General features: G+C 64.5%; 15 protein-coding genes and 2 tRNA genes. 9 read left to right on the top strand and 8 right to left on the bottom strand.

Features of this window, described 5'->3' with window-relative positions; genetic code table 11:
• The 5 genes from CKO15_RS04725 to CKO15_RS04705 all read right to left on the bottom strand — a co-directional run.
• A partial coding sequence (locus tag CKO15_RS04725) for a MerR family transcriptional regulator (RefSeq protein WP_200193033.1) occupies positions 1-145 on the bottom strand: 145 nt, incomplete at its 3' end.
• Positions 146-227: 82 nt separating this feature from the next.
• Positions 228-3,803, bottom strand: a complete 3,576-nt coding sequence (gene mfd, locus CKO15_RS04720; protein WP_207123878.1) for a transcription-repair coupling factor — start codon at positions 3,801-3,803, stop codon at positions 228-230.
• Entirely contained in the window at positions 3,800-4,261 is a 462-nt protein-coding gene (locus CKO15_RS04715) for a hypothetical protein (protein WP_200193029.1), read from the bottom strand. Before CKO15_RS04715 ends, mfd begins: the two co-directional genes overlap by 4 nt.
• A 65-nt stretch (positions 4,262-4,326) precedes the next feature.
• The gene (locus CKO15_RS04710; protein WP_200193027.1) at positions 4,327-5,283 is read right to left on the bottom strand and encodes a carbon-nitrogen hydrolase; all 957 of its coding nucleotides are present in this window, start codon (positions 5,281-5,283) and stop codon (positions 4,327-4,329) included.
• A 29-nt stretch (positions 5,284-5,312) separates the two neighbouring features.
• The gene (locus CKO15_RS04705; protein ID WP_200193025.1) at positions 5,313-6,431 is read right to left on the bottom strand and encodes an agmatine deiminase family protein; all 1,119 of its coding nucleotides are present in this window, start codon (positions 6,429-6,431) and stop codon (positions 5,313-5,315) included.
• A 197-nt stretch (positions 6,432-6,628) separates the two neighbouring features.
• Between CKO15_RS04705 and CKO15_RS04700 the strand changes: the two genes are divergently transcribed.
• From CKO15_RS04700 to recD2, 4 genes are all read left to right on the top strand, one after another.
• Entirely contained in the window at positions 6,629-7,885 is a 1,257-nt protein-coding gene (locus CKO15_RS04700; protein WP_200193023.1) for a lipoprotein-releasing ABC transporter permease subunit, read from the top strand.
• Complete coding sequence (lolD, locus tag CKO15_RS04695) at positions 7,878-8,669, top strand: lipoprotein-releasing ABC transporter ATP-binding protein LolD (RefSeq protein WP_200193021.1); 792 nt, start codon at positions 7,878-7,880, stop codon at positions 8,667-8,669. Before CKO15_RS04700 ends, lolD begins: the two co-directional genes overlap by 8 nt.
• Before the next feature lie 84 nt (positions 8,670-8,753).
• A complete protein-coding gene (locus CKO15_RS04690) occupies positions 8,754-11,090 on the top strand; it encodes a DNA internalization-related competence protein ComEC/Rec2 (RefSeq protein ID WP_200193019.1) in 2,337 nt (778 codons plus the stop codon).
• Positions 11,091-11,206: 116 nt separating this feature from the next.
• Positions 11,207-13,405 (top strand): SF1B family DNA helicase RecD2, encoded by a 2,199-nt coding sequence (recD2, locus tag CKO15_RS04685; RefSeq protein WP_200193017.1) that lies wholly within the window; start codon positions 11,207-11,209, stop codon positions 13,403-13,405.
• A gap of 130 nt (positions 13,406-13,535) precedes the next feature.
• Here the strand turns inward: recD2 and CKO15_RS04680 are convergent, their stop codons facing one another.
• Complete coding sequence (locus tag CKO15_RS04680; RefSeq protein WP_200193015.1) at positions 13,536-14,576, bottom strand: patatin-like phospholipase family protein; 1,041 nt, start codon at positions 14,574-14,576, stop codon at positions 13,536-13,538.
• 333 nt (positions 14,577-14,909) lie between these two features.
• On the opposite strand from CKO15_RS04680, the gene CKO15_RS04675 reads away from it, so the two are divergent.
• The gene (locus CKO15_RS04675) at positions 14,910-16,427 is read left to right on the top strand and encodes an SDR family oxidoreductase (RefSeq protein ID WP_200193013.1); all 1,518 of its coding nucleotides are present in this window, start codon (positions 14,910-14,912) and stop codon (positions 16,425-16,427) included.
• Between the two features lie 237 nt (positions 16,428-16,664).
• Positions 16,665-17,138: a lipocalin family protein gene (locus CKO15_RS04670; RefSeq protein ID WP_338035994.1), complete on the top strand. Its 474-nt coding sequence runs from the start codon at positions 16,665-16,667 to the stop codon at positions 17,136-17,138.
• 253 nt (positions 17,139-17,391) lie between these two features.
• Here CKO15_RS04670 and CKO15_RS04665 read toward each other — a convergent pair.
• Both CKO15_RS04665 and CKO15_RS04660 read right to left on the bottom strand, forming a co-directional pair.
• Positions 17,392-17,478: transfer RNA gene (locus CKO15_RS04665), tRNA-Leu, on the bottom strand.
• A gap of 116 nt (positions 17,479-17,594) precedes the next feature.
• Positions 17,595-17,668: transfer RNA gene (locus tag CKO15_RS04660), tRNA-Cys, on the bottom strand.
• Between the two features lie 10 nt (positions 17,669-17,678).
• Here CKO15_RS04660 and CKO15_RS04655 point away from each other — a divergent pair.
• From CKO15_RS04655 to CKO15_RS04645, 3 genes are all read left to right on the top strand, one after another.
• Positions 17,679-18,455: an endonuclease III domain-containing protein gene (locus tag CKO15_RS04655; protein ID WP_200193009.1), complete on the top strand. Its 777-nt coding sequence runs from the start codon at positions 17,679-17,681 to the stop codon at positions 18,453-18,455.
• Between the two features lie 162 nt (positions 18,456-18,617).
• Complete coding sequence (locus CKO15_RS04650; RefSeq protein ID WP_200193007.1) at positions 18,618-19,241, top strand: outer membrane beta-barrel protein; 624 nt, start codon at positions 18,618-18,620, stop codon at positions 19,239-19,241.
• A gap of 323 nt (positions 19,242-19,564) precedes the next feature.
• Positions 19,565-20,875: a M48 family metalloprotease gene (locus tag CKO15_RS04645; RefSeq protein ID WP_242464568.1), complete on the top strand. Its 1,311-nt coding sequence runs from the start codon at positions 19,565-19,567 to the stop codon at positions 20,873-20,875.
• Positions 20,876-20,879 lie beyond the last annotated feature (4 nt).

Genomic DNA, 20,879 nt, shown 5'->3' with positions numbered 1-20,879 from the left:
CGATGAACTCCCGCAATTGGGCCTCAGTGTAAAGACGACGATTGCTGTCAGTCCGTGCCGCTGGAACAAGGCGCCCCTCGCGGTCCCAGCGCTGCAGGGTCTTGACCGAAACACCCAGCCGCTTCGCCGCCTTGCCTGTACTCATGGTGTTCTCCATGAGTCAAGAGTACACTATCGCGCATTTTTTGCAAGACTAGAGTCTAGCTCCTGAACTGCAATACGCCCCATCACACCCGCTCCTTGGCACTGGCACTGGCACTGACACTTGTGCCGGAATCAGCACGGGCCGCGGAACCGGAGCTGGGGCCGGCTAGACGCTCAAGCAGTTCCTCAATCACCACAAAGCGTTGCGCCTCGTCGGTTAAATCGGCCCGCACGCTGAGTCGTTCGCCGCCCTCAAGGCGGTAGACGTGCGGCTGCTCTTGAACCAGTTTGACCAGTTCGGTGGCGTCGATCTGCGGCTCGGGGCCAAAGCGGATCGTCGCGCCTTTGGTGCTCGCCTCGATCTTGGTGATGCCGAGAGCGCCGGCGCGCAGCTTGAGTGCGGCGATGTGAAAAAGATTACGGGCTGCCGGGGGGAGGAGCCCAAAGCGATCGATCATCTCGACCTGGAGCGCATCGAGCTGCGCCGGGGTGGTCGCGCCGCTGATGCGCTTGTACTGGACCAGCCGGGTGTGGACATCGGGCAGGTAGGTATCGGGCAGCAGGGCGGGCAGCCGCAGGTCGATCTCCACGCCGCCGGTGAAGGTCTCTTCGGGCTGTGGATCGCGCCCGGCCTTAAGATCGGCAACGGCGCGCTCAAGCAGCTGGCTATAGAGGGTAAAGCCGATCTCCTGGATCTGCCCGCTCTGCTCATCGCCGAGCAGCTCGCCGGCGCCGCGAATCTCGAGATCGTGCGAGGCGAGGGCGAAGCCGACGCCGAGATCTTCGAGCTGCGCGATCGCCTCAAGGCGCTTGAGGGCATCGCGCGTCATCGCATTCGGTGGTGGCGCGAGCAGGTAGGCGTAGGCGCGATGGTGAGAGCGCCCAACGCGGCCGCGCAGCTGATGCAGCTGGGCTAAACCGAAGCGATCGGCGCGGTGGATGAGGATGGTGTTGGCGGTCGGGATGTCGATGCCCGACTCGATGATCGTCGAGCAGACGAGGATATCGTAACGCTGGTGGTAGAAATCGAGCATGACGCGCTCGAGATCGCGCTCGCGCATCTGCCCGTGGGCAATGGCGATGCGCGCCTCCGGCAGCAGTTCAGCGAGCTGACCGGCGGCACGCTCGATACTCTTAACCTCATTGTAGAGAAAGTAGACCTGACCGCCGCGCTGCAGCTCACGCTGACACGCCTCGCGGATTAGGCTCTCGCTCCACTCTTGGACAAAGGTCTTGACCGCGAGCCGGCGCTGCGGCGGGGTGGCGATGATCGATAGATCGCGGATTCCGGCGAGCGACATATTCAGGGTGCGTGGGATCGGTGTTGCCGTCAGTGTCAGGACATCGACCTCGGCGCGGAGCTTTTTCAGCCGCTCCTTTTGCCGGACCCCGAAGCGGTGCTCCTCATCGATGATGACCAGCCCGAGGTTGCGAAAGCGCACATCGGCGCTGAGCAGTTTGTGGGTGCCGATGACGATATCGGCTTGACCGTCGGCGATCCGCTCTAGGGCCTGCTCGTTGCCCTTCTTACCGGAGAAGCGCGAGAGCGATTCGATCCGCACCGGCCAGTCGGCAAAGCGGTCGGCGAAGTTTTGTTGGTGCTGCTGCGCCAGCAGGGTCGTCGGCACCAAGACTGCGACTTGGCCACCGGCCTCGACGCCGGCAAAGGCGGCACGCATCGCGACCTCGGTCTTACCGAAGCCGACATCGCCGCAGACGACCCGATCCATCGGGCGCGGTGACTGCATATCGGCGAGGACGGCGCGGATGGCCGCTTGCTGATCGGGGGTCTCCTCGAAGGGGAAGGCGGCGGCGAAGGCCTCGTAGGTCTGCGGATCGAGCGTTGAGGCGCAGTCGCTGCCGCTGCGTGCCTCGCGTCGGGCGTAGAGCTCAAGCAGTTCGGCAGCGACATCGCGGGCCCGCTGGGCGGCGCGCCGGCGTGCCTTCTCCCACTGATCGCTGCCGAGGCGGTGCAGCGGGGCCTGATCTGGATCGGCGCCGGTGTACCGCGAGATGCGATCGAGGGCCGCGACCGGGACGTAGAGCTTATCGCCGCCGGCGTACTCAAGGGTGACAAACTCGGTCTTCAGGCCGCCGACCTCGAGACTCTGCAGGCCGAGGTAGCGGCCGACGCCGTGATCCTCGTGGACTACCGGGGCGCCTTCGTGCAGATCGGCCAGATCGCGGATCACCGCCGCCGGGTCGCTCGCCGTGCTGCTGCGCTGGCGCCGGCTCTGCCGCGCCCGCTCACCGTAGAGCGCGCTTTCGGGGATGATGGCCAGTGCGACGCGGCCACCATCACCATTGTTGTCCGTGCCATGATCGAGCCAGCAGATCCCGTGCTCAAGGGGGGCCTCGGTCAGCAAGTAGGGGGTGTCGGGCTGCTGCAGCGCGCTCGGCCAATCGGCGACGCTCTTGACCTCGATGCCGTAGCGCTGCAGCCGCTCCTGTAGGCCCTGACGCCGTCCGGCGCTCTCGGCGGTAAAGAGGACACGCCCGGTTTGGTGCAACTCTGTCTTGAGAAAGTCGCTTAACCGGGCCAGCGGCTGGGCCGCCTGGAGCTGGGCGCTGAGTGTTGGGAGCGGCTCCAGCGGGGCGTGGCTGCCGCGCTCGATGGGCTGCGGGTGTAAGACGATCTGGCGCTGGCGGTTCAGGCCGTGGCGTAGGGTGTCGGGGTCGAGAAAGAGCTGCCGCGGGGGCAGCGGCGGGCGATCTTTATCGCCCTGGCGCTGCTCGTAGCGCGTCTCGATTTGGCGCCAGAAGGTGGCGGCGGCCTCATCGATGCCGGCGACCCGAATCACTAAGGCGTCGTCGGGCAGGTAGTCGAATAGGGTGGCGGTCTGCTCGAAAAAGAGCGGCAAGTAGTACTCAATCCCCGCCGGGATCTCGCCGCTGCTGACGGCTTGGTAGAGGCCGCTGCGCCCCGGGTCACCCTCGAAGTGGGCGCGGAAGGCGTGGCGGAACTGGGTGATGGCGTTCGAATCTGTAGGAAACTCGCGTCCCGGGAGCCACTCGATGCGCTCGACCTGTGCCGTTGTGCGCTGGGTCTCGGGATCGAAACTGCGCAGGCTCTCGACCTCATCGTCGAAGAGATCGATGCGATACGGCACTGCCCCGCCCATGGGGAAGAGATCGAGCAGGGCGCCTCGCACTGCATACTCGCCGTGTTCGCTGACCTCCGGCACACAGCGGTAGCCGCCGGCTTCAAGCCGCTCGCGCATCTGTTCGAGGTGGATCCGGTCGCCGCGGCGCAGCACCAGCGTTCGTCCCTCGACCCAGCCGCGCGGCGGCAGCCGGTGCATCAGGGTCGTCGCCGGGACGATCAGCACTCCACAGTGCAGTTGCGGCAGGCGGTAGAGGGCCGCTAGGCGTTCGGAGACGATGTCTTGGTGGGGCGAGAAGACGTCGTAGGGCAGGGTCTCCCAGTCCGGCAGCGCGAGCACTGGGTGGCGCTCAGCGAGGAAAAAGCGCACCGTCTCTTGCAGGGCCGCTGCCTGTTGCGGGGTGCCGGTTACTGCCAGGGTCAGGCTGCTGTGAGCCGCGCTCGCCTCGGCCACTGCCAGTGCCTGGCCATCGCCGCAGAGGCCCGACCAGTCCCGGCGTTCGCCGGGACGCTGCGGTCGGGGTAGGGAGTCGAGGAGGCGGGTACGATCGTTCAACGCTGGCGTTTCCACCCAAAGAAAAAGGAGCCCGGCTCAGCGATAGCATCACGCCGGCTCAACTGCCCCAAGCCGTAGATAGAGCGCATCAGCACCCAGGCCAGCACCAGGGCGTGGACAAGGTAACCGAAGCCACTGGAGGCTGGATAGATGAGCAAGGCGATACCGGCACCGACGACGGCAAGCCAGAAGGTGACGACTTGGTACTGGTAGTGGGTCTTGACCCAGAAGGGGGCATCGCTGCTAAAGACCCCATGATAAGCCAGGCCGACGCCAATCACCGGCAGAATGACCACAATCACCAAGCCGGGATGGATGATGGTGGCGAGGGCTGCCAGGAAGGAGAAGTAGGTGAAGGTCGCGCGGATATCACGCGGTCGCTGCGCGCCCTCCGCATAGCCTTGCGGTTGGGCCTCAGGCCCCTGTTGCTCTGCTTGTCGACGGGTTTGTGGGTCCACGGCGTACTCACTTCGTTGCGGAATGGGTGATCCTCCGTCCATGGTAGCCAGCCGTGACGATTGGCTCAATCACCACTGCAGCCGCCGCCACTTCCGCAGCCACCACCGCAGCCACAGTCGCGAAAGCGTTCGCTCAGATCGGCGTAAGCATCGATGCGTCGATCCCGGAGAAAGGGCCACATGCAGCGGACTGCTTCGCTGCGGCGCAGATCGACCTCAGCGACGATGACTGCCGGCTCCTCGCCGGCTTCGGCCAGCATTTCGCCTTGGGGGCCGCAGATAAAGCTGCGCCCCCAGAAGCGGGCCGCGGCCTCGTGTCCACTGCGGTTACAGGCGGCGAGCGGGAGGCCGTTGGCGATGGCGTGGCCGCGCTGCACGATCTGCCACGCCTCTCGTTGCCGGGCCTGCTCGTTGGCCGGTTCACTGGCATCGAAGCCGATCGCGGTCGGATAGAGCAGCAATTCGGCCCCGGCGAGCGCCATCAGGCGGGCAGCCTCGGGGAACCACTGATCCCAGCAGACGAGTAGACCGAGGCGGCCGACGCTGCTATCAATCGGCACAAAACCGCGCTGCCGCTTGCCTCTGGCATGGCCCGCACCCGCATGGCCCGCAGCGCCCGCATCCCCTGGGGTGAAGTAAAACTTCTCGTAGTAGCCGGGATCGTCAGGGATGTGCATCTTACGGTAGCAGCCGAGCAGGCGACCGTCGCGCTCTAGGACCACCGCGGTGTTGTGAAAGAGCCCGGCGGCGCGGCGCTCAAAGAGCGAGCCGACGATAACAGCGTTATGGCGCGTGGCTAGCTCGGCGAGTCGGGCGGTGCTCGGTCCTGGGATCGGCTCGGCGCTGGCGAAGTGGCGCGGATGGGCCTCGAAGCAGGGGTAGGGGCCGCTGTGCAGCTCCTGTAAAAGGATCAACTCGGCGCCGCGCGCGGCGGCCTCGGCGATGCCGTCTGCGGTGCGTTGCCAGTTCGTTTCAGTGGTATCGTCGCAGGCGTGCTGGACGAGTCCGAGGGTTAGTGCCATTGGAATCGGCCCCTTGCAAACGGTGTGCGCTACGGCAGGCTGCTGGTCTTCAGTGGCGGATCGGCGAGCTCCGCGTGCGCGGTGATGCGCACCCCGGCCGGCAGCTGCATGGTGGCGCAGTGGAGGCTGCCGCCTTGGCGGATCAGGGCGCGGGCCGGCACGCTGACGATGCGCCGATCGGGGCGGGCGGCGGCGAGTCGGGCGGCGGCGACGGTATCGGCTGGGTCGCCGTAGGCGGGGACGAGGATGCCGCCGTTGACGAAGACGAAGTTGGCGTAACTGGCCGGGAGGCGTTGGCCTTGCTCATCGTAGATCGGCTCAGGGAGCGGCAGTTCGATCAGACGGTAGGGGCCGTCGTTGACCGTGCGTGCCGCCTGTAGGGCAGTGGCCATCGCCTGCAGGGGCTCGTAGTGAGGGTCGTTGGGGTCGTCACAGACGACGTGGGCGATCGTCTCGCTGTCGACGAAGCGGGCCAGCATATCGACGTGGCCGTCGGTGTCGTCGCCGGCGAGCCAGCCGTCATCGAGCCAGATGATGCGGTGGGCGCCGAGACGGGCGGCGAGCTGCGACTCGACCTCTTTGCGCGTCGCCTGGCCGTTGCGGTTGGGGTTGAGCATGCACCGGGTCGTCGTCAGCAGCGTGCCGGCGCCGTCGCAGTCGATGCTGCCGCCCTCCAGGACCCACTCGATGCGGCGGTAGTGGTGGCTGCCGATCCCCCCCCGTTCGGTGAGGACGCGCGGGATGCGGTCATCGTCGCTGGAGGGGTGGCGCTCGCCCCAGCCGTTAAAACGAAAGTCGAGCAGCTGGACGCTGCCATCGGGCCGCTGGATGGTGATCGGGCCGTGGTCGCGCGCCCAAACATCGTTCGATGGCGCCTCGATCACAACGCAGCGCTCGGCGTTCACGCCACGCGACAATAGGCGCTCGCGCACCCGGGCAGCGGCCCCGGGTGTCTCGGGGCAGACGATCAGCAGCGGCTCGAAGGCCGCCGCTGCGCAGGCGAGTTGCTCGAAACAGTGTTCGATCTCGGGTAGTGTGCGGCCCCAGTCACCCCCAGCGTGGGGCCACGTCAGCAGCAGCGCTGCATGGGGCTCCCATTCGGCAGGCAGGCGGGGGATTTGCAGCTCTGGACGCAGTCGTGCTTGCATACGAGTCGATCGGTCCCGGCAAAGGCAAGGGCAATATACGCGATGGGGTACTAAAGTCAAAGATTATTGATGCACACTATACAATGGCAGTATACGACCGCGGCGCGCGTGGTTACCGCTTAGAGGCTGGCGTTCGGTCGCACCCCGGGTTACCCTAGCCAGCGATATTCGGTTGCCGGATTTGGGAGTGTACCCCGTTGTTTCGACCCGTTGAGCTTTTCATCGGACTGCGCTACACGCGTGCCCGTCGCCGCGCTCACTTTGTCTCCTTCATCACCCTGACCTCGATGATCGGGATCGCCCTCGGTGTGGCGGCCCTGATCACCGTGATCTCGGTGATGAATGGCTTTGAGCGTGAGTTGCGCGAGCGCATCCTCGGGATGATCTCACACGCCGAGATCCACGCCCAAGGTGGGGCAACGGGTGGGGCGATCAGCGATTGGCCGGCGGTTATTGAGCGGGCGGAGAGCCATCCGCGGGTCCTCGGCGCCGCCCCCTTTGTCGATGGCGAGGTCATGGTGGCGCGCGGGGCGTTGGTCAGCGGCGCACTGCTGCGCGGGATCGATCCGCAGCGTGAACCACGGGTCTCAGAGGTCTTAGCGCACGTCGTAGCCGGCAGCGATCAGCTGGAGGCGGGCGAGTACGGGGTGATTCTCGGTTCGGCCTTAGCCCGCGAGCTGCGTGTACGGGTCGGGGATCGGATCACGGTGATGACCCCCGAGGCGCGCATCTCGGTCGCTGGAATCACGCCGCGGATGCGCCGCTTTACCGTCACCGGCATTTTCGAAGTCGGTATGCACGAGTACGATCGCACGTTAGCGGTTGCTCACCTGGAGGATGTTGCGCGGTTGCAGCGTCTGGAGGGGAGTGTCGGTGGCATCCGGCTGAAATTCGACGATATGCTTGCTGCGCCGTGGCTTGCCCCGGAGGTCGCCGATGGACTGCCCGGGCGCTATCGAGTCATCGACTGGACGCGCCAGCACGCCAATTTCTTCCGCGCCGTGCAGACCGAAAAGACGGTCATGTTCGTCATCTTGACGCTGATCGTGGCGGTTGCCGCCTTTAACATCGTCTCGACCCTGGTCATGGTCGTGCGCGATAAACAGTCCGATATCGCCATCTTACGCACCCTCGGGCTCAGTCCGCGCAGCGTCATGGCGGTCTTTATCGTACAGGGGGCGGTGATCGGCTTTGTCGGCACCCTGTTGGGACTGATCGGTGGGGTGGCCCTGGCACTCAATGTGGAGACGATCGTGCCGAGCATCGAGCGATTGCTGAATTTCGAGTTCATGCCGGCTGATGTCTACTATATCAGCGACTTGCCATCGGAGTTGCGGGTCGATGATGTCACGCGGATCACCGTGTTGGCCCTGATCCTGTCGCTGTTCGCAACCCTCTATCCGGCGTGGCGAGCCGCCCGCACCGAGCCGGCGGAGGCACTGCGCTATGAGTAAGCCGTTGACCGCTGCGCTGGCCGCTGCCGCAACGGCCACACCTGCCGAGGCCGCTACTGCCACGGTTGGCCTTGCCACGGCTGCGGCGGGTACGGCGGCGACGACCAAGACCCCGGTGATTGCCTGTCACGGCGTGGTGAAGCGCTTTAGTGAGGGGCCGCAGGAGCTCGAGGTACTGCGTGCCATTGAGCTGCAAGTCGCCGCTGGGGAACAGGTCGCCATCGTCGGTCCCTCCGGCTCCGGTAAGAGCACCCTGCTGCATATTCTCGGTGGGCTCGATCGACCGAGTGCCGGCACGGTGCAGGTCGACGGCGAGTCGATCTATTCCCTGAAGCAGGCTGCGCGGGGGCGGCTGCGCAACCGCGCCCTCGGCTTTATCTATCAGTTTCACCACTTGCTGCCGGAGTTCACTGCGCTGGAGAACGTCGCGATGCCGCTGCTGATCCGCCGCACGCCGCCGGCGCAGAGTCGGGCAGCGGCCGCCGAGTTGCTGAGTCGCATCGGCCTCGGCGAGCGTTTAGAGCACCGCCCGGCGGAGCTCTCCGGCGGGGAACGGCAGCGGGTCGCGATCGCGCGGGCGGCGGTGACGCGGCCGCGCTGCATCCTGGCCGATGAGCCGACGGGCAATCTCGATCGGCAGACGGCGCTGCGGGTCTTTGAACTACTCCAGCAGCTCAACGACGAGTTGGGTACGGCGCTGATCTTCGTCACCCACGATATGGAGCTTGCCCGGCGCACCGAGCGGGTGTTGCGCATCGAGGATGGGCAGTTGCGCGCCGATTGATGTGCGCCGATTGATGCCAGGCGACTGAGTCGTCGTTTTTAGGGCCAAGAGGCCGTATCATTAGCTCCATCTGATCGGTCACGGATGACCAGGGGTACCATGCGAGCCGGATTGCTTGCCTTTATCGTTGCGACACTGCTCACCGTAGCGCTGCTGCGTGAGCCGCTGCCTGCAAGTAGCCTCTTCGCTCTGCTAGCCCTTCTCGTTGTGGCCCTGGTGGTCTTGCCGCGTGCTTGGCGCTGGCCGACCGCTGCGGCCCTCGCCGGACTGTTGTGGACGGCGCTCTTTGCCGGTGCTCTGCTTGAGCGGCAACTGCCCGCTGATCCGCCTCATCGGGACGTGCGCCTGGTCGGGCAGATCGTCGGCGTCCCCGAGGTTCGCCCCGGTCACACCCTCTTTCATATCGCCCCGCAGGCGCTCCTGAACGATGCCTCCGTTGCCGCTGGCGCCGAGCCGGCCGAGCCACTGCCGGTGCAGATCCGGCTGCGCTGGTACGGCGCTCCGCCGCCGCTGCAGGCCGGCGAGATCTGGCAGCTCGAAGTGCGGCTGCGCCCGCCGAGCGGCTTTCTCAACCCGGCCGGCTTCGACTATCAGCGCTGGCTCTTTCAGCGGCGCATCGGTGCGACCGGCTACGTCCGCGCCGCGCCCGAGAATCAGCGCCTCGCTGCCCCCACCACACTGCATACTTATCGTCAGACGATCGCCGCAGCGATGGCCGAGCAGCTTGGTGACTCGCCGCAGCTTGGGTTGGTGCAGGGGCTTGGGGTGGCGGTGCGCGATCAGATCGACGATGCGCAGTGGCGGCTGCTCTCGCACACCGGTACGGCGCACCTGCTCGCCATCTCCGGGCTGCACATCGGCATGGTGGCCGGGGCGGTTGGCGCTTTGATCGCCTGGCTGTGGGGCTGGGTGCCGGGGCTGGTGCGCCGCGTACCGACGCTGATCGCTGGGACGCTGGCAGGAATGGGGGCAGCCATCGGCTATGCGCTGCTCGCCGGGTTGACGCTGCCAACACAGCGGGCGTTGATCATGGTCGGCGTCTTCGCGGTTGCGCTGCTGCTGCGCCGTCCGATGGCGCCATGGTCGAGTCTGCTGATCGCCGCAACCCTGGTGCTGCTCGTCGATCCGTGGGCGCCGCTGGGGGCCGGTTTCTGGCTCTCCTTTGCCGCTGTGGCGGTGATCTTTTTGGCGACTCTGGGGCGGGCGCGCGGCTTTGGGCTCTGGGCTTGGCTACGCATCCAGGCGGTGGTCGGTTTGGCGCTGCTGCCGGCGACGGCGATCTGGTTTGGCCACCTGCCGTGGCTCTCGCCGCCGGCAAACTGGCTGGCCGTGCCCTGGGTCAGCTTTGCCGTGGTGCCGCTGGTCCTCGCCGGGGTGGTGCTGCTCCCGGTCAGTCCGGCGCTGGCCGGGTGGCTGTGGCGGTGGGCGGATACGTCGCTGGCCGGGCTGATGGCGGCGCTGGGGTGGCTGGAGGGGCAGCTGGGTACGCTGGCGGTCACACCGCCGAGCGTGGCGGTGACGCTGTTGGCCCTGATCGGTGTGCTCTACTTCCTCGCTCCGCGCGGTCTGCCGGGGCGCTGGCTGGCGCTGCCGCTGCTCGCGGGTCTGTTGTTGATGCCGGCGATATCGCCGCGTGAGTCGCCGCGCGTCGTGCTCTTTGAGACCGGTGCCGGTTTGACGGCACTGATCGAGGCCGACGGCCACGCCGTCGTTTATGGGGGCGGACCAGGAGGGACGCTGAACGCCGTCGAGGTCGCGCTGGCGCCCTATCTGGCGGCACGCGATCTGGAACTGCGGGCGTGGGTGGTACCGCGTGCCGAGGGGCCGTGGTCGGGGGCGGTCGCAGCCGCACGGCAGCGCTGGCCCGAGATCGAGTGGGTAAGCGGGCTAGGGTGTAGCGGGTGGCAGCAAGCGCTCGGGGCGATGTCAGGCGGACTACAGGGCGGGTTACAGCTAGAGACGCGGCGCGGGGCTGCGGGGTGTGAGCTGAAGATCAGCGCTGCGGCTGCTGAAGGGGCAGGGCAGCCGGCTCCGGTCTACCTCGTTCCTGAACTCGGTAGCGGCCCGCGCGACCTGATCGATACGGCGTTCATCATTGCTTTGCAGCGGAGGTCGCAGTGTGAGGGGGCGTGTGGTGGAGGCAAGCGCTGTTCCGCTGATACCTCTGGCGGAGACACCGATCTTCCCGATTCGCCCGCGGCGCCTCAAGCGGCTGCCTCGCCGCGCGCTGTGCTTTGTCGCTATCGGGCGGGTACGTGTCACGATTGCATCGACAGCGCTGAACAGGGGGCGTTGACGCTCTCTTTGGCAGGCAGCACAGGCACAGGTGAGGGCGCAGGGGGCGCAGCAGGTTGGCGCCTGAGCAGCGAGTGGGAGCGACGCGCTCGGATCTTTCACGGTGACGGCGGCGGTGGCCGGTGATGGCTAGTCTCTTTCCTGGTCCCGTTATAGGATGGGCAGCATGGACGGCGCGACCGGTAGGAGCTTGAGCGGCGATGGAGAGTAGCCCGCCTCAGCAGCAGTCGAGGCAGCACTCAATGGGGCTTTCGATCTGCGAGCCTCAGCAGGAAGTGCTCGCCGGGCTGATTGAGCGCGTGACCTTCCATAACGCCGACAGTGGCTTTTGTGTCCTGCAAGTCAAGGCGCGCGGGCAGCGGGATCTGGTGACGATCGTTGGACACGCGGGGCTGATCGGCGCCGGCGAGTGGGTCACGGCCAGCGGCATGTGGACGAACGATCGCAACTACGGGCTGCAGTTTCGTGCCAACTTCTTAAAGAGCTCGGCGCCGAGTTCGACCGAGGGGATCCGACGCTACCTGGCCTCGGGGATGATCCGCGGTATCGGTCCGATCTACGGCGGTAAGTTGGTCGCCGCCTTCGGCGATCAGGTCTTCGATGTCATCGAGCAGGAGCCCGAGCGCCTTAGGCAGATCGAGGGGATCGGTCCGGTGCGCGCGCAGCGGATCAAAGAGGCGTGGGCCGAGCAGAAGGTCGTCCGCGAGATCATGGTCTTTCTGCACAGCCACGGCGTCGGGACGGCGCGCGCGGTGCGCATCTACAAGACCTACGGCAGCGGAGCGGTGGCGGTGATGGTGGAGAACCCCTACCGCTTAGCCCGCGATATCCGTGGGATCGGGTTTTTGACCGCCGATCGCATCGCCGCTAAGCTCGGGATCGACCCGCAGGCACCGATTCGGGTACGCGCCGGAGTGGCACACGCCCTCGCCGAGGCGATGGACGGCGGCCACTGCGGGTTGCCGCGTGACGAGCTGTTGCGCACCGCGCAGGAACTCCTGGAGGTGCCGCCGCCGCTGATCGAGCAGGCCGTGGAGGCGGAGCTCGATAGCGGCGCGATCGTCGCCGATGCGCTCGATGGGCGCGACTGCCTCTTTCTTGCTGGGCTCTATCAGGCGGAGCAGGGCATTGCCGAAAGACTGCGGGCGCTGCTGACAGCGCCGTTGCCGTGGCCGGCCATCGACAGCGCGCGTGCGCTGGCCTGGGTCGAGAAGCAGACCGGGATGGAGCTCGCCAAGGGGCAGCGGCAGGCAGTTGCGACGGCGCTGCGCAGCAAGGTCTGCGTGATCACCGGGGGGCCGGGGGTCGGTAAGACCACCGTACTCAATAGCCTGTTGCGGATCCTCAGTGCCAAACGCGTTGAGTTGCAGCTCTGTGCGCCGACCGGACGGGCGGCTAAGCGCATGAGCGAGACGACCGGGCTCCCGGCACAGACGATCCACCGCCTGCTCGAGACCGATTCGCAATCGGGCGGCTTTAAGCGCAATGCCGACCATCCAATCGAGGCCGATTTGGTCGTCGTCGATGAGACCTCGATGGTCGATGTCCGTCTGATGTACGCCCTCGTCAAGGCGCTGCCGGAGCACGCAGCACTGATCCTGGTCGGCGATGTCGATCAGCTGCCGTCGGTCGGGCCGGGGCAAGTGCTCGCTGATCTGATCGACGCGGCAACGCTCCCGGTGGTGCGTCTGACCGAGGTCTTTCGCCAGGCCGCGCGCAGTGCGATTGTGACCGCCGCCCACCGCATCAACGCCGGGCAACTGCCCGAGCTTGAGCCGCCCGCCGAGGTCAGTGACTTCTACTTTGTACCGGGCGATGACCCGGAAACGGTGGTCGAGCGCCTGCTGGAGATCGTCGGGCGGCGCATCCCGCGCCGTTTCGGCTTCGATCCGGTGCGGGATATCCAAGTGCTCTGTCCGATGAATCGGGGTGGGCTCGGTGCCCGCGCCCTTAATGTCGAGCTGCAAGCGGCGCTCAATCCGCAGGGCTATCCCAAGGTCGAGCGCTACGGCTCGGTCTTTGCCCCCGGCGATAAGGTGATGCAGACTGAGAACGACTACGATCGTGAGGTCTATAACGGCGACTTGGGGCTGATCCGCATCGTCGATCCCGAGGCCGCCGAGGTGAGTGTCGACTTCGAGGGGCGTACGCACATCTACAGCTTCAGTGAGCTCGATGCCCTGGTACCGGCCTACGCTGTGACCATCCACAAGGCGCAGGGCTCGGAGTATCCGGTGGTGGTGATGCCGATCACCACCCAACACTACCCGATGCTTCAGCGCAATCTGATCTATACCGGAGTGACGCGTGCCCGCGCGCTGCTGATCTTGGTCGGACAGCGCAAGGCGCTGGCGATCGCCGTCAAGGGGCGCGGGCAGCGGCGGCGCTGGTCGCGGCTGCGCAAGCTACTGGCGGCGTCAGGCACTTCGGCGAGCCTGTAGGTCAGTGCGCCGCCTACGCTGAGCGCCCCAGCTGGCAACGATTGTTGCCAAAACAGGAGGGGCCAAGGGCAAGCGGGCCAGGATGCGCGGCTAGAGGAGGCGATGGCGGGCGCACTGGTGCGCTAACTCGCTAACCGAGTGCCTTCTCAAGATCGGCCCGCAGGGCGTCGGCGCACGGCTGCGCCTGTTTAAGGATATCCTCAAAGCGGTGAAAATCGAGCACCCGGATATCACTGACCTGCGGGCTGACGAGGAAATCAGGCGCCTTGCGCCGCTCCTTCTCGCGCAGGATCGAGTACTGCATCACCTGGAAGGTGTTGAAGATGTTCTCAAAGTAGGAGGGGTTCTGGAGCGCCTTATCGCCCTTCTGCTTGCGGGTGCCGAGGACGTTAACGGCGATGATCAGGTCGCAATCGTCAAAGAGCAGATCGTAAGGGAGCGGGTTGGTCAGACCGCCATCGACGAGCACCTTGCCGTTGTGCTCGACCGGACTGAATAGACTCGGCATCGCCATACTCGCCTGCACCGCCGGCCACAATGGCCCCTCCTGCTCGAAGAGGACCATCTCGCGCTCCCAGTAGTCGGTAGCGACGATCTGCAGGGGGATCTTTAGATCGGCGAAGTCTTTAACACCGCTGATCTTGCGCAGGTGATCGACGAAGGCATCGGACTCGACTAGGCCGCCGTCGCGTCCGGAGAGCTCCAGGAAGCTGAGCCACTTACGCCAGTCGGCGCGGACGACACTCGTAAACCACCCCTCCTCCGGATCGACGACCAACTCCTTGATCTCTTTGCGGATCTTCTCAGCCGGCAGACCGGCGGCGTAGAGCGCGCCCATGATCGCGCCGATGCTGCAGCCGCTGATCCGGTGCGGTTGCAGACCGAGCGATTCGAGCACTTCAAAGATCACGATATGGGAGAGACCGCGAGCTCCACCGCTGCCAAGGGCTAAGCCGATCCGGGGTTGCTCTTTGTGATCCGCGGACCGCGGCGCGCGGTCGGAGTCGGTGGCGTCGGCCTGGGCACGCCCCGAGGTCGCGAGAGAGCCACCGGCTGCAGCGATCGGCAGTGTGGAGAGCAGCGGAGCGGTGAGGCCGACTTGAACGAGTCGACGGCGCATACGATCGATACGTTCGGTCAACAGGGCCGTTGAGGCAGGGGCGCGGAGCATGGACGGTTTCACTCGCGTTGGTGTGGTTGTCTCTTTGCGTGATCGGTGCTCAGTGGCGAAGGTGGGAGTGAGCGGTCCCTTGGCGAGAGCATAGGCGTCGTGATGGTTGTGTAGCTGCTTCACTGCCATCATCATACGCCCTTTAACAAGGACGTAAAACAGGCGGCGGCGGATGAGGGCGACTTACGCGGTTCGGTTCGAAGCGGCCGGCCCGGTATCGTGGAGAGGATCGATAGGGCCGATTGGATCGAGAAGATCGAGAAGATCGAGAAGATCGAGAAGATCGAGCGGATCGGCATGATATAGAGCGCGGAGCGGGAGGGGAGGGCGGAGATGGCAGCAGCGGATCGGCAGGATAAGGAAGGGTCGGAGTCGCAGCCTGCAGGCGCAGCGACGGGCAGCGGCAGGCGCTTGGTCTTTGGGGCTACCGGCTACATCGGCTCTCATCTCGTCCCGCAGTTGCTGGCAGCAGGGCAGAGGGTGCGCGCCGCAGCACGCAACCCGCAATTGCTCGAAGGACGCGGCTGGGAAGGGGTCGAGGTGGTGGCCGCCGATGCACTGCGCCCAGAGACGTTGGCCCCGGCGCTCGCCGATGTGAGTGTCGCCTACTATTTGGTCCACTCGATGGCGGCCGGCTCCTCCTTCGGTGAACTCGATCGGGTCGCGGCGCAAAACTTTGCACAGGCGGCAGCAGCTGCCGGTGTCGAGCGGATCGTCTACCTGGGGGGCTTGGTGCCCGATTCAGCCTCTTCGGCGCACATCGTCTCGCGCCGTGAGACCGGCGAGGTACTGCGGCAGGGGTCAGTGCCGGTGACCGAGTTGCGCGCTGGGATCATCGTCGGCCCCGGTTCGGCCGCCTTCGAGGTGATGCGCGATCTGGTCTTGCATCTCCCGATCATGACGACGCCGCGCTGGGTCTTTGCCCAGTCGCCGCCGATCGCCCTCGACGACTTGCTGGCCTATCTGCGCAAGGTCGCCGAGATCCCGCAGGCGGCGGGAAAAACCTTCGATGTCGCCGGCCCTGAACATCTCACCTACGCCGAGATGATGCGTCAGCTCGCCGAAGTCGCCGGACGCCGCCCGCCGCGGATTATTGCAGTCCCGCTGCTGACCCCGCGGTTATCGTCGTATTGGCTGAAATTGGTGACGGCGGTGCCGACACCGATCGCCCGAGCCCTGATCGAAGGGCTCCGCGAGGACTACACCGCCGACGATCAGCCTCTTCGCGAGTTGATCCCGCAACCGCTGATGGACTTTCGCAGCGCCGTTCGCCAAGCCTTTGCCGCAGAACGTGATCACGCCGTAGCCGCGCGCTGGACCGAGGGGGCGTTGGTCTTTCGCGGTGATCGACTCGATTACAGCTACTACGCCAAACGGGCCAGTGGCAGCGCCATTGCGCACGCCTCGCCGGCGACGCTTTGGGCTGTGATTACAGCGATCGGCGGCGAGCAGCGCTACTACTACGCCAACACCCTGTGGCGCCTCCGTGAGTTGGCTGATCGGTTGATCGGCGGCCCAGGGATGAACTACGGGCGGCGCCACCCAACGGCACTGCGCCCGGGCGATGCCATCGACTCCTGGCGCGTGCTTGCCCTTGAGCCCGAGCAGCGTCTTACCCTCTGGTTCGGGATGCGCGCCCCGGGGGCCGGAGTGTTGGAGTTTGCAATCGAGCCCGAGCCCGAGGCAGGGGTGGAGCGTTGCCGAGTAACGGTCACAGCCTACTGGCATCCGGCAGGGGTCTGGGGGCTGCTCTACTGGTATGCTATGGCGCCTGGACACCTCTTCATCTTTCCGCGATTGGCGCGCGCCATTGCCCGGCGTGCAGAATGTCGCGAAGAGCGTGAGGGGTAGTGGGCTGAATACGTGCATTCTCTGGATGAGTCGGCACGCCTGTCGAAGCGCGCAACTCACGCATGCTGTAGTTTGGCGAGGGTCGTTTATGGAGAGCTTTTTGCTATGTGTCGATCTGTAATCCGCAGCGTCTCGTCTTTTTCTTTTCTGCCTCGCCCTTCCTTAGCGGGGTTGAGGCTCTCTTTCTTATTCGGGGCCATGTTGGTCTTGGCAGCCTGCACTGGAGCCCCCTCTGGTGTGGAGCCGGTCAGCGGGTTTGAGCCGGAGCGTTACACCGGTAAGTGGTACGAGATCAAACGCCTGGACCACCGATTCGAGCGCGGCCTGTCGCACGTAACCGCCGAATACGAAGCGCGCGATGACGGTACGATCGGGGTTCTCAATCGAGGCTTTGACACCGGTGCATGCAAGTGGCGGAGCATTGAAGGGACGGCGCGCTTCCGCGAAGGGCCTGATGTGGCCAGTCTGCGTGTGGTCTTCTTTTGGCCACTGGCCGGCGGCTACCACGTCATCGCTCTTGATGACAACTACGAGTGGGCGATGGTCTCTGGACCGAACCGGAACTACCTATGGATCTTGGCCCGCACACCGGAGATCGAAGAGAGTGTGCTCGAAACGCTGGTAGCAAAGGCGGCTGGATTGGACTTTGCTGTTGATGAGCTGGTCCGCGTCGACCATACGGGGGCTCCGACGGAAGAAGACTGTCGGTAGTGGTGACACTTCCGAGCTTGCGGATTTCCTGATTTTCCAGTACGTCCCGGGATAGCACACACACTAGACCCTCCCCATGCGAGAGGATCCAGAGAGCGCAGTTTGGGCAAGGACGCTCCGCGACGAAGTTTGCGGAGCGAAAGGTGTCGGTTTGTCAGCCATGGATCGGGACATATTTTGATAACCCCCCCGCCACCATCTAACTTAAGACCAACTAGTCACCCACGGACTAAAACGAAGAAAAAAAGAGGGGTGGTGCCCAGGGCCGGACTCGAACCGGCACGGCATGTTAGCCTGACGATTTTAAGTCGTCTGCGTCTACCAATTCCGCCACCCGGGCAAACAACATCAAAGAGGAGAATAGACAACGTCGCCGAGGTCAAATCAGCTCACGTCCGATGCGCCTGCTGCACAGCAAGAGGCAGCAGTCTCTCAGGCGCCAACTTCAGCGGAAGTTGGAGGCTAGGGCGGGAATCGAACCCACGTACACGGCTTTGCAGGCCGCTGCATCACCACTCTGCCACCTAGCCAGGATGCAATATGGTACTGGCAGCGATACGATATAGCAAGCCATCGATTGCAACGGTAAGTCTAGATGGAGGTGAACTTCTGGAACTCGACCGCGAACGCCTAGAGGCTCTGCTGGAGCAGCTGGTGGCCTACCACGGACAGTTACACTGGTGGCCGGCGCAGAGCACCTTCGAAATCCTGATGGGTGCTGTCTTAACGCAGAATACCGCGTGGCGGAATGTCGAGCATGCGATTGCGCAGCTGCGAGCCACGATGCCTTTAACGCCACATGCGATAGTCGATGCACCGAGCGAGCAGTTGGCGGCGGCGATTCGTCCAAGCGGATACTACAATGTCAAGGCTCAGCGGTTACGGACACTCTCTGTGGCTTATTTGGAGGCGGGTGGCTACGATGGTCTGGACCGTCTAGCGACGAACGAGCTGCGCGATCGTCTGCTAGCTGTCAAGGGGGTGGGGCGAGAGACGGCGGACGATATCCTGCTCTATGCCTTTAAGCGCCCGGTCTTCGTGATCGATGCCTACACTCGTAGGATCTTCTCGCGCCTTGGCTGGTGTCGCGGCGATGAGCCTTATGAGGTGTTGCGCGCAGCCGTGGAGGAGGCGTGTGGTGCGGAACGGGCGCTGTTTCACGAGTTGCACGCTCAGCTGGTCGAGTTAGGTAAGGCGACTTGTCGGCCACGGCCGCGCTGTAACCTCTGCCCGCTTGCGTCTTCTGCGGCGGAGACTGGTCGACGTGCAGTCGCGCGGAAAGCAAGCTGCCCCTTCCCCACGCAACACTCAAGCTGACTTCCTTCACGCCGATAGCCTCTGCAGGGTTGCTCCGTCCGGTTTATAAAGAATCATCAGCATCAGTCCACAGGAGGAATCATGTCGCACACCAGCACAAAGCCCAGCACCCACTGCAGCCGTATTTCGACCCAATCGGTTGCGCCACGGGGGGAGGGCGATTTGACCCCGACTGAGGTGAGTTCCCGCAACAGTGCGAAGCGCTCTGTACTTGCTAGCGCGGCAGCGGTCGCGCTCCTGACCGCAGGTATCGGGAGCGCTCACGCGAGTGGCTTTACCTTCGAAGGCCCCGGCATTGGCGATCAAGATTTCTATATGGGTGCATACGTGCACAGCTGGTCTCTTGAGCCCGATGAGGATGAGTTTGATGACCGCTACGAGTTTGATGGTTTTGGTGGCGGTCTTTTCCTGGGGGTTCGCGTCTTTGCCAACGTGACGATCGAGACGCGAATCTTTACCGGGTTCGGCAGCCAGGACGACGGGGATTGGGAGGTCGATCTTCAGCACGCGCTGTCGACGGTTGGCCGCTTCAATATCGACCTGGGGACGCCGTTCAACAACGAGTTCTACATCATGGGTGGGATCTCTTCCTACGCCTATGAGGGTGAGTACGATGGGACCGAAGAGCGTAAGGAGCTATTCGCCGATTACAGCCTCTCCGGCGGCCTCGGTTTGACGCACCGTGTGGCCCCTCAGGCCTGGATTTTCGTGGAGTACTTCAACTACTCGATCGGTGGTGACGTCGACCTCGATTCCTGGGGTGCTGGCGGTATGTACCGCTTTTAGGCGTGCGTGACGAAGAGAGTCGGGGGGGGGGCGGCTTGCTCCCGTCCCGCCCCGGTTGCACCTCCTAGAGTTGAGTATTCTCTGTCGAGCAGGTGCGGGAGGGAAGCGGCTGAAGAGCCGGGCTCGATGGGACGCAGCGAAGCGCCTATACTGGCTATGCTGGGGGGTGCAACGCGCGTTAGTAGGCGTGTGATCGCAGCCCGGCGGTCTAGACCGCTGTCAGTATCAGCCCTTCAATGCGGGTTAAGGGGTCGATGAGCGCGACTAAATCTGATCGAGGTAGAGATTCCCACCGCCACGGCGATCGCATCTTGCAGCGGCGCATGAGTCGTCGTGATTTTGTCTGGCTGATGTCGGCAGCCTCGGCGAGTGCCGTGTTGGCGCCTCAGCTCTACGGATGTGCAACCGACCCTGTCACCGGGCGGCCGCGGTTGATGCTGATGTCTGAGGAGGAAGAGATCGCCATCGATAAGCAACACGCCCCGCATCAGTTTTCTAACGATTACGGGTTGTTGCGCGATGAGCAGGTCGTTGGCTATGTCGGTGAAGTTGGTCAGGCGGTTGCCGAGGTCTCTCACCGTCCGCATATGCCGTACAGCCACAACGTGGTCAACGCCAACTACGTCAACGCCTACACCTTCCCCGGCGGAACAATGGCCTGTACACGCGGCATCATGGTCGAGATGGAGAACGAGGCCGAACTCGCTGCCTTACTTGGGCATGAGACCGGCCATGTAACGGCGCGCCACACCGCTCGTCGTCAGACCAGCGCCATTATGACTGCAGCCCTTCTCGGCGGGGTCGGTATTGCTGCTGCGCAATCGGAGCGGCTTGCTGGTTACAGCAACCTGGTCTACGCCGTCAGTGCGGTCGGTGCCACCGTGCTGCTTGCCCACTATAGCCGCGAGAATGAGCGCGAGGCCGACGATCTTGGGCTCGACTACATGGCGCAGTCGGGACAGAACCCGCAGGGCATGGTCGACTTGATGCAGATGCTGGTGAACATGTCGGGACGACAGCCCACCGCCTTGGAGACGATGTTCTCGACCCATCCGATGAGCGAGGAACGCTTTAAAACAGCTCAGAGAGAAGCTCAGGCGCGGAGCGGCGCTCTAGAGCGCGACCGCGGTCGCGAGCGGTATATGGATAACACGGCGAGTCTGCGCCGTATAAAGCCGGCCATTAAGGAGATGCAGGCTGGCGAAGCGCAGATGGCGAGGGGTAACCACGCTCAGGCTGAGGCACACTTTGCCAGCGCCCTTGAGCAAGTCCCCGACGACTACCCAGGCCTGCTGCTGATGGCGAAGGCCAAATCGGCGCAAGAGAAACACCAGGAGGCACGACGCTATCTCGATCAAGCCCGCGAGGTCTATCCGCAAGAGGGTCAGGCTGTCCACTTGAGCGGGATTAACGCATTAGCGCTCAATCAGCCCGAACGGGCCGTCGATCACTTTGAGCGCTACGAGAGGATACTGCCCGGCAATCCCAATACGGCCTTTCTAAAGGGGGTTGCCTTCGAGGGAATGGGCCGACAGCGGGACGCTGCCGAACACTATGAGCGCTATCTGCGACAGATCGGTACGCAGACCGAACAGGGGCAGTACGCAGCTGCACGACTTGCAAGCTGGCAATAACAAG

It is taken from the genome of Halorhodospira abdelmalekii, assembly GCF_016583625.1.
Taxonomy (GTDB): Bacteria; Pseudomonadota; Gammaproteobacteria; order Nitrococcales; family Halorhodospiraceae; genus Halorhodospira; species Halorhodospira abdelmalekii.
This window is presented reverse-complemented; position numbering and strand designations above follow the sequence as displayed.